Raw genomic sequence first — 14,165 nt, forward strand, 5'->3', positions numbered from 1 at the left:
CCTCATGGTGTGTGGCAACGAGCAGGTGCGGTTTCGAAATACACCGTGGGGTCGGCTTTTGCCGGCAGTTGGTAGCGCAATTCACAGCGTTTGCCTTGGGAGGTGGTGATCCACAGCGCTCCTTGGTCCAGCACATTGGGCAGGAACACCTGGCTGGCGTCCTGCACCAAGGTGATGAACTCACCTGTGTTCGTCGTAACGGACGCTCCCACGGGCATGGGGTTTCCCTGATCGTCGCTGACGGTGAGCAGCATGCGGCGGGTCAGGCCCACGCCGAACTCGACCCGATCGACAGCGCCACGCCCGGCCGAGATCACCGCCAGGCCATTGTTGATGTCGGCGTTGCGCGGTAGAGAGCGGGTCTGCACTTCCACTGGGCTGCGCCCGTAGGCGGCCACCTGCGGCACCACGGCCTGGCCTTGCCAGTCGGTCCACACCGGCCCACTGGGGGTGCTGAGCTTGATGCCGCTCATGTCGCCGACGGATACCAGAGCGAAGGTGTCGCGCACCGGGTAGGGGGTAAATGTCATGCCGTCGCCATGCACGACTACACCGCCGCGGGCGCCGCCCTGGTAGCTCGAACGCTCGGCATCGGAGCGGCTGTAGCTCAAGTCGAGTTGGGTATAGCGCGGCAATGCCGAAACGCCCACGCTGGTTTCCACCTGATGGTCACTGCTGTCGTGTTCGGCGCTGACGCGGTAGCTCAGTTGGTCGTCGATCTGTTCGGTCAGGCCCAGGCCGGTACGGTTTTGGCCGCCGGAGTTGCGCACCCAACTGCGCAGCCGGCGGCTTTCGCCCAACGGCACGCTGACAGTGAGGTAGACCGCGTTGTCCTGTTGCTGGCGTCCGCCCATCTGCCACTCGGCACTGGCCGATAACGAGACTGCGCCAATGCTCGTGCCCCACGCTGCCAGCGCGCGGCTGCTGCTGTTGCCCTCGAAGGTACTCGAACGTGAAACGCCGGCGCTGAATGCGCCCAACTGCGGATGTGACCACCCCAGGTTGATGCTTTGTTGGTCGCGATAGTGTGAGTTGCGCTGACTGCCGTCGCGCTCGTAGGTGCTTTCCTCCAGTTCGCGGTAGCCGCTGCTGCGCCAGGAGTTGGCGGCGCTGAACGACCATCGCTCGCTCAGGCGCTGTGACCAGGAAAGATCGGTCTGCACGCCCGAGACTTTTTCCCACGACTGGGTGTTGGACAATTGGGTAGACACCTGGATCTGACTGTCCAGCCACGGCAGCCAGCCCAGGCTGGCGCCCGCCGAGCGATACTCGCCGGTCGCCAGCACGCCACTGCCCAGGGTCAGTTGCGGATGCAAGTTCCCGGTCCAACCGGCGCTGACCACCCACGGCGCCTCTGCCTCGGCCCCGCCGACGTTACGTACGCGCCCCGCTGCGACCGAATAGCCGGGTGCAGGCAGGCCGAGACCGAGCATGGCGGCGGGTACGGTGAAACGTCGTTCCCCGCCGACACTTTCCTTGACCGTGACTTCGACGTCCGAGCGCGTATTCAGGCGACGTACATCGTTCAGCACAAACGGCCCGGCAGGCACCACGGTGGAGTGAATCAGCGCGCCGTTCTGGCGCACTTCTACCTGTGCCGGGCTGTTGGCGATCCCCTGGATTTGCGCGCTCTGGCCTTGCTCCTGAAGGGCGTGCTCGGTCAGCACCTGCACGCCGGTGATCTGTGCGCCAGACAACACCGGGTTATAGAGGTTGATCTGCCCGGCCTGCAGCACTGCCTGATGGCTGGCGAAGGTCCGTTGCGCATAGGCCTCCAAGTGGACGCTGCGCGATAAGCCATCCTGCCAGGTCTGCACCTGGCGGCTGCGCACGATCCAGTCGCCGGCGTTGAAGCCGATTTCGGTATTGGCTGAGCCAAACCGGCTGGCGTCTTCGCCAAAGCGGTTGTAGAACCCGCTCAGGTCGTAGTTGAGCATCCCGGCAAACCCGCCGGTCTGGTAGCCCGAGATGTCCTGTTGCACGGGGCGCAGTGCTTCGGTGGGCACGACCAGTGCCAACGTCAGTGTCGACGGGTCCGGTTCCACCAGGCTTTGCGGATACCGCACGAGAAAATCCTCACAACCCACGGGTTCAGCGGGTATCACCAGGTTGGCGGCGTCCAGCAACGCACGGTCCAGGCAGGGGTTGCCCTGTTGATCGAAACTGACCTCCAGGCGTCCCCGGCGCAGGCCATTGACCCGCAGGTTGACGTTATGACGGCCGGCGGCAAAGCGCGGTGTTGCCAGCAGCAGGCTGGCCAACTGTGGATCGATGCCGCGCTGATGCAAGGTCTGGGCGTCGAAGCCTGCGGGGCTGGTGTCGTCGGCCCACGCCTTGTCCGGCATAAGCGCATACAGCAGCAACACCAGCGGCAAGGCTGGACGAATGGGCACGGCTTCGCCGTCACGGTAACTCAATACTGTTTTCACGCAAGGTACTCGCTTAGTGAACGCACAGCCCTCATTGGGTTCGGGGCTTTGGGCGTTCTGGTGACGGTCGATAAGCCGTCACTTCGTTATCCAGGCGGCGGTCTTGGCGACGCCTGTGGTTTTCTGTCAGAGGGTGATGGGGGCGTCGTAGGCCTTGACCGCAAACCCGTACACAGTGGCCGGTTGTAGCCTCACCGTCTTGGCTTGGCCACCGCTGGCAGGCACGCTCAAGGCTTCACCTGGCAGCACGTAGGTGCGCGGCAGCATCGCCTTGCCGTCGCCGGGCAACAGCCGCAGCTCCTGGGCCAGGCGCACCACATAGGGTGTGTCATTACGCACCTGCAATTGGCCGTCGCGCAGGGTCCATGTCAGGCCGGTCCAGGGGCTGCGATTGGGTGCCAGGCCCTTGGGATGCACAATCACCGGCAGGTTCTGGCGCACGGTCACGCCCACGCGGGCATGACCGGCGGCAGTGGCTGCGCGGCCCTGGGGCATGCCTTCGAACACGGCGCGTTTGAGCCGCTGGGTGAGCAACGGTTTTTGGTTTTGCAGAATAAAGCGCACCAACTGGGATTTGGACGCTTCGACTCGAGACAGCGGCGGCGTCACCACCAGCAGGGGTTCGGTGTCTTCCGGAATGTCCTGCAAGGTCACATGCAACAACGAGAGCTGGCTGTCGGAGTTGGTCACCGAAACGGAAGCTTCACCATCGGCCTCGTGGACGATCACCACGGATGTGTCAGGGACCATGCCGTCAGCCTTTGCTTGGTTGCCGAATATCAGCAGCAGGGCAATAAGGCCGAACGCGGTGTTTGAGCATGTCATCGTCATGATGGGTTTTCCATTAGGCGAAATGAGTGGGTCAGAGGTAACGCAAATCCAGAACGATGGAGCCGTCGAGGGGCACTTCCTGATTCAGGGTCAGGTACTGCGAAAAGTTGATGGCGGTGTCCACTTGAAGCTGGACCCTCAACTGGCTGATGAAGTCGGGCTGACGGTCGCCCGTCGGAGCAAATGCCATATAGGATCGTGGATAGCCATTGGGCTCGGGCGTCCAGCTTTCGCCGCTGTTGGTGGAGGCCAGGACTTGCATGGCCTGTGAGTCCCCCACTGGGTTGCGGTACGACAACGCCACGGAGCCGAGGCGTTCGTCCGGTGCATGGATGTTTCTGCCCAGCCCATAGAAAAAATCCGGTGCCAGGGAAGACTCCGCACGATTGTCGATACCCACCAGCGCAAACAGCATGGGCCTGGCGCATTGCACCTGCAGTTCGAGTTGTCGGCTGGGCAGCACGGTGAATTCGTCGACAAGGAGGGTGTGTGCGGGGATCTTTCCGTGGTCGACAAAGCCTTCATCCGACAGCTCGATATAGCAGGCATCCGGTGTCACGCGACCGGTTACCGTAAGCTCGGCAGCGCTGCCCGCACTGGCCTTGGCCGCAGCGCACAGGGATAACAACAGCACGGTAAAGAAACGGGTGAACATAGTCATCGATTCATCACTGGCACGGGTGAGCACAGCCCACGGCGAAGCCCATGCCCTTCAAGGGTAAGGGCATGGGGCGCCATGGGTCAGAGGTACTTCACTTCAAGGGTGGCGGAGCCGTCGATGGTCACTTCGTTGCTCAGGTCCAGGCCGTCGGCGCGGTGAATTGCAGTGCTTACACCCACATCAACGCTCAAGTCCTTGACCGCCAGGGGCAGGGTAAGGTCCTCCATTGAGGCAACTGACATGTACAGGCCTGGGTCCAGGAACTTCTCTTTGAACCAGGTCTGGCCCTGGTCAGTGGAACCGATCGTCTGCACTACAACGCCATCATCGGCGACCGGGTTGCTCAAGGTGAGGAAGTAGTAACCCAGTTTCTGGGTATCGTTGATAAAACCCAGGCCAAAGTACGAGCTGCTCATGCTGGAACTTGCCCGATTATCAATCGGGTGCAGGGCAAACTGAATCGGAGCGTCACAGTTGACCGTCATCGTCAGGGTGCGTTTATCCAGATATGTTGCGTCGTCCAGATTCAGATCCTTGGCGGAAATCTTGCCGTGGTCGACCACGCCACCACCGGACAAGCTGGGTGTGCAAGCGCTGGGCACGATCAGCCCCTTGACGGTCAGGTCAACGGACGATGCAGCGAAGGTTGTCGCCGAGCCGAGCAGCAATACGCCGGCGGCCAGGGTGGTCAATCGGGTTTTCATCGTAGGGACTCCTTAAAGGTAATTGACTTGTACGGTGGCGTGACCGTCGATAGGGACTTCGTCGGTCAACGTCAGGTTGTTGGCAGGTGCGATGTGGGTGATCAGGCGGATCTCGGCGTCCAGTTCCTGAACTGCAATCGGTATCACGTCGTCGCTGTGGGCGATCGCCGTCAGCAAGGTATGGCTGAGCATCACCGAAGGCATCCAGGTCACGCCGCCATCCCTTGAGGTGATGGTGCGCACGGAGACGCCGTCGGCCACGGGCATATAGAGACCCAGCCCGGCATCGCCGACTTTTTCATCGCTGGGTGTGGTGCCCAGCCCATGCCAGCTGAAGTGGCTGGCGGCGGTGCCTGAACGGTTGTCGATGGTGTTGAGGGTGAAGTACGTCGGCCCGTCGCAGCGCACACTCAACAGCATGGTTTCTCTGGGCAGATCGGTGTAGGTGTCGGTGTTGAGGTCCTTGACCGACACCTTGCCGAAGTCCACAGTCCCGCCGCCGGCGATGACTGGTGAGCAAGCGCTGGGGGTGATGCTGCCGCGCACGAGCAAGTCTGTGTTGCTGGCGGCGAATGCTGTCGGGCTGAGGAGCAAGGCGCCTATCAGGCTGGATGCAAAAACATTCATGTCAGTGAATCTCCTTGGGCATGGGGCAGAGGCGTTATAGGTATTTGACTTCAAGCGTGGCGGACCCGTTGATTGGAACCTCTGCGGTCAGATCCATTCCTGCTGTCGGCGCGATGATGGTTGCCACCATGAGGTCCGCCAACACCTGCTGGACCGGGGTGGGTGCCCACCTGCCGGTGGTGTTGTCGCCAAACGAAGCGAGGTAGGAGGCTGGCCACATGTCACCTGGGAAACTTGCCCGCCAGGTGAGGCCGTTATCCGAGGACTCAATCATGGAGATCGCTGCGCCATCGGCGATTGGATTGCTTAAGGTCAGGGAGAAACTGCCTAATTTTTTTCCGCTGACCAAGCCCAGGCCATAGCTGTTCCTCGGATCGTGGGCGTCACCAACGTTATCAATGCCCTTCAGGGCTAGCAGGGTTGGCGCATCGCACGTGATGCCCAGTTGCAGGTTGTGACTTTTAAGCACGGTCCATCCATCCAGCCTCAAATCCTTGGCCGAAATTTTTCCGTGGTCGACAATCCCGCCGCTTGAAAGGCTAGGTGCACAGGCGCTGGGTGTGATCAGCCCTTTGACGGCCAGTTCCACGCTGCTGGCTGCGAATACCGATGAACTCATGGCGAGCAGCAGGACACTGCTCAATAGGGCTACAGGGCTCTTCATTTTTCTGTTTTTTCCATTGCAGGCTGGCAGATAGAGGTGCGTGCAACGCAACGCCCGCGCTGGTGTCGGCGGGTGGTTGTCGGTGCGACGGTCTCGATATTTTTTGCGGCTGCCGGGGAGTGGCAAGCCGTCCCTCTTTTGGGGTGGGGCACAATTTAGCGAGGAGCGTGCGCGGGGGAAATACAACTAATACGACATTGGCAGGGTGGATCGAATAGGGTGAGTTCGCGTTTTTTCGTAGTTGTTGTATCGGCTTTAAGCCATTCAAAAGGTTATTGGTTTTTCGTCGATAGCATTCAAAGGAATGTGGCGATCGTTGCTGCCTAAGTAGGCCTCTATGGCTATTGCGCCAGTGCCGAAGGTTGCTGCCGTATCAATAGCTACGAAGAGGTACTGATGGGTTCGCTGTCAGGTTCAACCGCAGGCGCGAGCCGCAAATCGAGATCGCCTGTTACTCCCCCGCCTCACTGGCGGCAGTTGCATGTCCTGGTGGCGGAGGATCATTCAGCCCACCGTCTATTGCTGGGTTGCTTGCTGCGAAAACTCGGGTTGGACCATGAGCTGGTCGCCGACGGGTATCTCGGGCGAGTGGCTTATGCTCGTCGGCCCTTTGACCTGGTGATCACTGATTGCCAGATGCCCGTCATGGACGGTTACAGCATGGCCCGCGCCATTCGCCAATATGAGCACCACGTCGGCTTGAGGCGAGTGCCGATCATCGCGTTGACCGCCGACCTGCAAAACGACAGCCCCCAGCGCTGCCGCGACGCGGGCATGGATGCCTGGCTGCTCAAGCCTCTGACCCTGGAACAATTAAGTGCCGTTTTGGCGCGATGGCTCCCGGGTGCCGATCACATGCCTATCGGTGCGGAGCCTGTTGCGAAGGTTATGGGGTGGCCCGCCCGCGCGAGCCTGGTCGCGACGTTTGGCAGTGAACAGGTGGTCAATCAACTGTTGGAAAATCTGCTGGTCGAGGCTTGGCAAGATCACGACCTGTTGGGCCGTGCCTGTGCCGCATTGAACGCATCATTGACCGCCGAACGCCTGCATCGATTGACGGGTAGCCTGGTATTTATAGGAGGAACAGGGCTTGAGTCCTGTGCCGTGAGGTTGATCGAGCAGGTTCAGCGCGATGGCGTGTCTGCGCACCAGGCGGAGTTGACATCGTTCCAGGCACGCTTGCGCACCTATCTGGATTATCTGTCCACTCTGTGAAAGGTGTTTACAGAGGGTTTAAGTTATTTGGAAGTCTAGTTTTTGCTGTAGGTGGTTTCCTATTATGTTGTAGTCCAAAAAATAGCCGCTACTAAACATTGGCTTCGGCTGCAAGTGGGTCTTTGTTAGTAGTTGTTGATGAGCGCTGACAGAGGTATTTTGCGCGGATTCAAGTTGCCACCATTCGTAGGTATCTATGCTTCGAGTAATTATTGCTGACGATCACCCTATTGTTCGAGTCGGGCAGAGAGTCGTGATTGAGGCGAATGGCAAGTGCAAGGTGGTCGGCGAAGCCGACGGTCCCGATCAATTGCTCGGGGTATTGAGTACTACGGCATGTGATGTGCTGGTCACCGATTTTGCCATGCCGGGCGGTCAGCAAGCTGATGGCTACAGCCTGTTGAGCCTGTTGCGTCGTCAGTACCCGAACGTGCCAGTGATCCTGGTGACGATGTTCGCCAACGTTGCCACCCTGCGTGCCTCCTTCGCCCATGGTGCCAAGGCAGTGGTCGCCAAAAGTGCCTCTGCCAAGGAGTTGCCCCTGGCGATCAAAGCCGTGTGCGCCGGCCAGACCTTCGCCAGTGAATGCCTGCGGGTGCAACTGGTGGAGGCGGGGACAGGCAATCAGTCCCATGAGCCGCAGTTGTCCGGCAAGGAGAGCGAGGTGGTGCGTATGTTGGCCAGCGGCATGACTGTCAGCCAGATCGCGGCCAAGGTCCACCGGAGTATTTCCACTATCAGCAAACAGAAAAGTACAGCGATGCAGCGGCTGAGTATCTCTACCGATGTTGAACTGTTCGCCTATGCGCGTGCATCGGGAATGGTGCCTTAGAAAGTTGCAGTTTTATGACAGTGGTTTAACTAAAGGCCAAGTGCAGGATTCGTATTAGTTGTATGGGGCTGGTGCGCTAAGTGCTCTAACTTGTTGTTAGAGCCTGCTGGCATTAGTTGAGGGTTGTTTAAAATCCCGGTCAAATTAGTTGAGACGAAATACCCATTGTGCGATGTACTTGCTTGTGCCCGCGTAACCGCTGGTTGATCGACCGTAAGTGATGCAACCCTGACGGAGGTCAGTTGCAACGCGCCTGCATTGATAGCCGTCAAGGCCGCGCGGCTAGTGTTCAAGTCCGCACTGCCGACCGCTGAAGAGATCCAGATCGACGGCAGCGCTATTTTTGTCATGAATGCCCATGGTCTTCGCGGCCTGTGCGGATTATCGTGCAGGCCTGACAATAATTGCTGCGGAACCTGCCCATGAGTGCTGCCCACGATGCTCTGATCCACCGCTTCTATGAGGCCTTTCAGCGCCTTGACGCCGAGGCCATGGCCGCTTGCTACACCGACGATGTGGTCTTCAGCGACCCGGCGTTCGGCGAACTGCGCGGGCGGGATGCCGGTGATATGTGGCGCATGCTTACCACGCGGGCCAAGGATTTTTCCCTGACGTTCGACCATGTGCGCAGCGATGACAGCACCGGCAGTGCCCATTGGGTGGCGACGTATTTGTTCAGCGCCACCGGCAATACCGTGGTCAACGATATCGGTGCGCGGTTCGTGTTCCGTGACGGCAAGATCTGTGAACACCACGACCACTTCGACCTGTGGCGTTGGTCGCGCCAGGCGTTGGGCCTCAAGGGCCTGTTGCTGGGTTGGTCGCCCGCGCTGAAAAACGCGGTACGTGCCCAGGCGCTCAAAGGCTTGAAGGCATTTCAGGCCGGGCGTTGATAAGCTTGGCGCTCTTCTGGTTTGCCGACATCGACTTGTGACTGATCCCTCTGAACCCAAACCCTGGTTCGTCTATCTGGTGCGGGCCGCCAATGGCTCGCTGTACTGCGGTATCAGCAATGACCCCGTGCGCCGGTTTGCCTCGCACCAAAGCGGCAAGGGCGCACGGTTTTTTCTGTCCAGCCCTGCCGTGGCCTTGGTCTATACCGAGCAATGTGCGAGCAAGGGCGAGGCGCTGCGTCAGGAGCGCTTGATCAAGAAATTGAAGAAGAGTGCCAAGGAGTGCCTGGCCGCGAGTGGCCTCGAGAGCGGCATACACAAAAATAGTTGCGAACCCATGTGAGGTAAACCTGCGCCCCATCCGTGTAGTGCTTGAAACTGCGATCTATTCGCATTAACAGCGTTTTCAACACGGGTTCTCAGAGCATGAAGTCGACGGCGGGCGGTTGGGTAAAACAGTGGCTGGGAGCTTCGGTCTTGGCGGTGTCGGGGCTGGCGTTGCTGCCCTTGAGCGTTGCGCGTGCGCAGGAGCAGCACAGCGCTCAGTTCAATTTTGCCCTGGCAGCCAAACCACTGCCCCAGGCCCTGAGCGAATTCAGCCGGGTCACCGGCATCAGCGTGATCTATACCGATGAAGCGCCCTACGGCCTCAATGCCCCGGCAGTCAGCGGGCCGATGACGGCTCAGCAGGCGCTGCAACGCCTGCTGAGCCGATCCGGCTTCACGTTCCGCCAGATCGATGCCCGCACCCTGGCGCTGGAGCCGGTGCCAACCGACGGCGCGGTCAACCTCGGCGCTACCACCATCAGCGGCGCCAACCTCACCCAGGACAGCACCAGCTACCAACCGCCGCCGACCAGCTCGGTAATGCGCTCCCATGGGTTGCTGTTGGAAACCCCACAAACCGTCAACGTAGTGCCTGCTCAAGTGCTGCGCGACCAGCAACCGCGCAACCTGGATGACGCGCTGGGCAATATCAGCGGTATCACCCAGACAAACACCCTCGGCAGCACCCAGGACGCGGTGATGTTGCGCGGCTTTGGCGACAACCGTAACGGCTCGATCATGAAGGACGGTATGCCAATGGTGCAGGGCCGTGCCTTGAACGCGACAGCCGAGCGCGTCGAAGTGCTCAAGGGCCCGTCGTCGCTGTTGTATGGCATCCAGGACCCAGGCGGTGTAGTCAATATCGTCAGCAAAAAGCCTGAGCTGGTGCAGTCCACTTCCCTGACCGCACGCGGTTCGACCTTCGGCAGCGGCAAGAACGGCAGCGGCGGTAACCTCGACACCACCGGGCCCCTGGGTGACAGCGGCCTGGCTTATCGCCTGATCGTCGACCATGAAGACGAAGATTACTGGCGCAACTACGGCACCCACCGCGAAACCCTGGTGGCGCCGTCCCTGGGCTGGTATGGCGACACCACCCAAGTGCTGCTGGCCTATGAGCACCGCGAATTTCTCGCACCGTTCGACCGTGGCACCGCCATCGACCCCAAGACCAACCATCCGTTGAACATCCCCGCCACCCGCCGTCTGGATGAACCGTTCAACAATATGGAAGGGCGCTCCGATCTGTACCGCCTGACTGTCGATCATGATCTCAACGACGACTGGAAAGCCCACTTCGGTTACAGCTGGAACCGCGAGACCTACGACGCCAGCCAGGTGCGCGTGGTCAAGGTCAACACCAACGGCACCCTGACCCGCAGCATGGACGGCACCCAGGGCGCGCTGACCACCGACCGCTTCGCCACCGCCAGCCTCGAAGGCAAGGTAGATGTCGCGGGTATGCAGCACGACCTGGTGTTCGGCCTGGACGATGAGTACCGCAAGATCTACCGTGCCGACCTGATCCGCCAGGCACCGCGGGGCACCTTTGATTACACCAACCCGGTGTACGGCAACGAAGTCGCCGGTTCCAAGGTGAGCGCGCCGGACAGCAACCAGACCGACCTCTTGCGCAGCGATTCGCTGTTCTTCCAGGATGCTATCCACCTCAACGATCAATGGATTCTGGTCGGCGGTGCGCGCTACCAGATGTACGACCAATACGCCGGCAAAGGCGTGCCGTTCACCGCCAACACCGACGGCAATGGCCAGAAGTGGGTGCCTCGGGCCGGGTTGGTGTATCGCTACAGTGACGAATTGTCGTTCTACGGCAGCTACACCGAGTCGTTCAAACCCAACTCCACCATCGCGCCACTGGCCAATAAAACCGTGTTGAATGGCAGTTTGCAGCCGGAGGAATCCAAAGCCTGGGAGCTGGGTACCAAGTTCGACCTGCCGGGGCGTATCACCGCCAGCGCAGCGTTGTTCACCATCGATAAACGCAACGTGTTGGTGCAGGTAGGCGAGGGCCTGACCTCGGAGTACAGCGTGGCCGGCAAAGTGCGCTCCCGTGGTCTGGAGTTGGATGCCAGCGGCCAGCTGACGGATAGGTGGAGCCTGATCGGCAGCTATGCCTACACCGATGCAGAGGTCACTGAAGACCCTAAGCTCAAAGGCAATCGCCTGCAGAATGTGGCAAAAAGCACCGGCTCGTTGTCGGCGGTGTATGACTTCGGCAGCATCCTGGGTGGTGATCAACTGCGCGTCGGCGCCGGGGCGCGTTACGTCGGCGAGCGGGCAGGGGATGCGGCCAACAGTTTCGAGCTGCCCAGCTACACCGTGGCTGATGTGTTCGCCAGCTACGACACCAAGCTTGAGGGGCAAAAGGTCAAGTTCCAGCTCAACGTGAAAAACCTGTTCGACCGTACCTACTACACGTCCTCGGTGAATACGCAGTTTGTGTCCATGGGCGATGCGCGGCAGGTGTCGGTGTCCAGCACGCTTACCTTCTGATTCATTTATCTGTGGGAGCTGGCTTGCCTGCGATGGCATCGACTGGGTTCGCCTGATACACCGAGTTGTCTGCATCGCAGGCAAGCCAGCTCCCACAGGAAAGCGGTCGCCACATTGATAGCGAGCTGTTAGCGTTGCCGCCATTGCATGCTTATGGAAAACGCTACTGATGTACTTTGGAAAATGGCTACGCACCGGCACCCTGCTGGTCGGTTTGAGTTTTTTACTGGGCGGCTGCGCCAGCGTCTCCCACACTTCCACTCCGGCAACCCTGGATAAACTGCTGAGCGATCCGGCGCTGCAAGGTGCTACGGTCTCGCTGATGGTACGTGACGCCCGCACGGGCACCACGCTGTATCAGCACAACCCACGCAGCCGGTTGGTGCCCGCGTCCAACCTCAAGCTGTTGACCACGGCGGCGGCCATGGATGTGCTGGGGCCGCAATACCGCTTTGCCACCCAACTGCTGAGCAATGGCATACGCCAGGGCGACCGCCTGACCGGCAATCTTTACCTGCGTGGCCTGGGCGACCCGAGCATTCAGTTTGCCGACTACCAGGCGCTGGCCGCGCAATTGGCCAGCCAAGGCGTGCGCCAGGTGCAGGGTGATCTGGTGTTCGATGACACCTGGTTCGATGCCGAGCGATTGGGGGTGGATTGGTCCCATGACGATGAAACCACCTACTACGGCGCGCAGATTTCGGCGCTGACCGTGGCGCCCAATGCGGATTTTGATGCGGGCAGCGTACTGGTTACGGCCAAGGCGCCATTGCGGAACGGCTCGCCGGTGAGTGTCGATATTTTCCCGCCTACTGATTACCTGCAACTGAGCAACCATGCCATGAGCGGACCGGGCAACAGCTATGGAATCAATCGCCGTCACGGCACTAACCTGTTGCAACTCAGCGGCGCAGTAGCGCCGGGAAAGCAGAGCCAGCAATTGGTCAGCGTCTGGGAGCCAACGCAACTGGTCGCGAATCTGTTTGAACAGGCCCTGGCGCAACAGGGCATTACCGTACTGGGGCGTCGGGTGATGGGCGGGGCAAGCCCGGCGGCGGTAACGGTGCTGGCCGAGCACCAATCGGCGCCGTTACAGGCGTTGATCACACCGCTGCTCAAGCTTTCGAACAACAATATGTCTGAAGCCTTGCTCAAGGCCATGGGGCGCAAGACGGCCAATAGCGGCACGGCAGCGGCGGGTGCTCTGGCGGTGGCCGGGTTCCTCAAGCGCCAGGGGCTGGAAACCGCCACATTCAGTCAGGTCGACGGCTCAGGCCTGTCGCGGCGCAACCTGGTGTCGTCGCAAACCCTCACCGACCTGCTGCTGGCCGCCAGCAAACAGCCGTGGTTCGACGCCTGGTACAACGCGCTGCCGATTGCCGGCAACACCGACCGCATGACCGGCGGCAGCCTGCGCTATCGCTTGCGCGACACGCAGGCGCAAAACAACCTGCACGCCAAGACCGGCTCCATGGGCGGCGTGTCGTCATTGAGTGGATACATCACCACTGCCGGCGGGCGCAAGCTGGTGTTCTCGATGCTGACCAACAACTACGTGGTGGCCGGCGCGCAGGTCAAGGCGTTGGAGGATCGCGTGGCCGTGGCGCTGGCGCGCAGCGACGAGTGATTCAGGGCTGATAGCCCATCCGCCAACTCACGGCCCGGGTCGCCGCCAGCAGATGCTGCGCCGCCGGGCCATCTTCATCGGCATGGAACAGCGAGGTTGGGCCGACCACGGTCATCACCGCCGCGACTTGCCCGACCGCATTGAACACCGGCGCCGACAACGCATCCACGCCGGGCATCAGCAGGCCATGTACAAAATGCAGGCCGCGGCTGCGGATTTGCTCGCACACGCTGGCATAGGCTTGATCGTCCGCCAAGGTGTGAGCGGTGCCGGCTTGAACCTCGCGTTCGCGCAACTCCACGGTTTCCCGCGACGGCAAGTAGGCGCTGAACACCAGTCCGGTGGACGAGCTGAGCAGCGGCAGCACTGAGCCCAACTGCGTCACCACGGTGACGGCGCGCACGGCTGGCTCAATCTGCACCACGGTCGCGCCCTGGTTGCCCCACACCGCCAGAAAGCAGGTTTCATTCAACTCATCGCGCAGTTCGGCCAAGGGCATGGCGCCGACTTTCAACACATCCATGCTGCCCAGCGCCGCCAGCCCCACGCGCAACGCTTCGCGGCCCAGGCCGTAATGGTTGGTGGCGCTGTTCTGTTCGGCAAAACCCGAGGCGATCAGCGCCTGCAAATAGCGGTGGACCTTGCTCGCTGGCATCTGCACATGCTCTGCCAGGCGTGACAGCGAGGTGGCCGGGGACAGTTCGGCCAGGGCCTTGAGAATATCGGTGCCGACTTCCGCCGAGCGGACTTTCTGTTTACCGGTGTCGCGGGGCTTTTCCATGGAAGGGCGAGAATCCGAGAGATGAATGGGCGTCTTTATAGCTTGACGGTCGACAGTGAT

General features: G+C 60.6%; 13 protein-coding genes. 6 read left to right on the forward strand and 7 right to left on the reverse strand.

Features of this window, described 5'->3' with window-relative positions:
* Positions 1 to 2 precede the first annotated feature (2 nt).
* From BT204_RS16735 to BT204_RS16760, 6 genes are all read right to left on the reverse strand, one after another.
* Entirely contained in the window at positions 3 to 2,429 is a 2,427-nt protein-coding gene (locus tag BT204_RS16735; RefSeq protein WP_239695920.1) for a fimbria/pilus outer membrane usher protein, read from the reverse strand.
* A gap of 126 nt (positions 2,430 to 2,555) precedes the next feature.
* Positions 2,556 to 3,260 (reverse strand): fimbria/pilus chaperone family protein, encoded by a 705-nt coding sequence (locus BT204_RS16740; RefSeq protein WP_034128691.1) that lies wholly within the window; start codon positions 3,258 to 3,260, stop codon positions 2,556 to 2,558.
* 31 nt (positions 3,261 to 3,291) lie between these two features.
* The gene (locus BT204_RS16745; RefSeq protein WP_054921061.1) at positions 3,292 to 3,921 is read right to left on the reverse strand and encodes a DUF1120 domain-containing protein; all 630 of its coding nucleotides are present in this window, start codon (positions 3,919 to 3,921) and stop codon (positions 3,292 to 3,294) included.
* A gap of 80 nt (positions 3,922 to 4,001) precedes the next feature.
* Positions 4,002 to 4,625, reverse strand: coding sequence for a DUF1120 domain-containing protein (locus BT204_RS16750; RefSeq protein ID WP_054921063.1), 624 nt, complete (start codon positions 4,623 to 4,625; stop codon positions 4,002 to 4,004).
* A gap of 12 nt (positions 4,626 to 4,637) precedes the next feature.
* A complete protein-coding gene (locus BT204_RS16755; RefSeq protein WP_054921065.1) occupies positions 4,638 to 5,252 on the reverse strand; it encodes a DUF1120 domain-containing protein in 615 nt (204 codons plus the stop codon).
* 34 nt (positions 5,253 to 5,286) lie between these two features.
* Complete coding sequence (locus tag BT204_RS16760; RefSeq protein WP_325168194.1) at positions 5,287 to 6,042, reverse strand: DUF1120 domain-containing protein; 756 nt, start codon at positions 6,040 to 6,042, stop codon at positions 5,287 to 5,289.
* A 270-nt stretch (positions 6,043 to 6,312) separates the two neighbouring features.
* Here BT204_RS16760 and BT204_RS16765 point away from each other — a divergent pair, with 270 nt between their 5' ends.
* From BT204_RS16765 to dacB, 6 genes are all read left to right on the forward strand, one after another.
* On the forward strand, positions 6,313 to 7,131 hold the full coding sequence (locus BT204_RS16765) for a response regulator (protein WP_034128687.1): 819 nt from the start codon (positions 6,313 to 6,315) through the stop codon (positions 7,129 to 7,131).
* A 196-nt stretch (positions 7,132 to 7,327) separates the two neighbouring features.
* A complete protein-coding gene (locus BT204_RS16770) occupies positions 7,328 to 7,963 on the forward strand; it encodes a response regulator (protein ID WP_034128686.1) in 636 nt (211 codons plus the stop codon).
* A 422-nt stretch (positions 7,964 to 8,385) separates the two neighbouring features.
* Positions 8,386 to 8,856, forward strand: coding sequence for a nuclear transport factor 2 family protein (locus tag BT204_RS16775; RefSeq protein ID WP_054897730.1), 471 nt, complete (start codon positions 8,386 to 8,388; stop codon positions 8,854 to 8,856).
* Positions 8,857 to 8,893: 37 nt separating this feature from the next.
* Positions 8,894 to 9,199, forward strand: a complete 306-nt coding sequence (locus BT204_RS16780) for a GIY-YIG nuclease family protein (RefSeq protein ID WP_034128684.1) — start codon at positions 8,894 to 8,896, stop codon at positions 9,197 to 9,199.
* A gap of 83 nt (positions 9,200 to 9,282) precedes the next feature.
* The gene (locus BT204_RS16785; protein ID WP_057976143.1) at positions 9,283 to 11,697 is read left to right on the forward strand and encodes a TonB-dependent siderophore receptor; all 2,415 of its coding nucleotides are present in this window, start codon (positions 9,283 to 9,285) and stop codon (positions 11,695 to 11,697) included.
* Positions 11,698 to 11,866: 169 nt separating this feature from the next.
* Positions 11,867 to 13,324: a D-alanyl-D-alanine carboxypeptidase/D-alanyl-D-alanine endopeptidase gene (dacB, locus tag BT204_RS16790; RefSeq protein WP_072447547.1), complete on the forward strand. Its 1,458-nt coding sequence runs from the start codon at positions 11,867 to 11,869 to the stop codon at positions 13,322 to 13,324.
* 1 nt (position 13,325) lies between these two features.
* Here dacB and BT204_RS16795 read toward each other — a convergent pair whose 3' ends face one another.
* The gene (locus BT204_RS16795; protein WP_054897733.1) at positions 13,326 to 14,105 is read right to left on the reverse strand and encodes an IclR family transcriptional regulator; all 780 of its coding nucleotides are present in this window, start codon (positions 14,103 to 14,105) and stop codon (positions 13,326 to 13,328) included.
* Positions 14,106 to 14,165: the final 60 nt, after the last annotated feature.

Source organism: Pseudomonas sp. NFPP02, assembly GCF_900119355.1.
GTDB lineage: Bacteria > Pseudomonadota > Gammaproteobacteria > Pseudomonadales > Pseudomonadaceae > Aquipseudomonas > Aquipseudomonas paracarnis.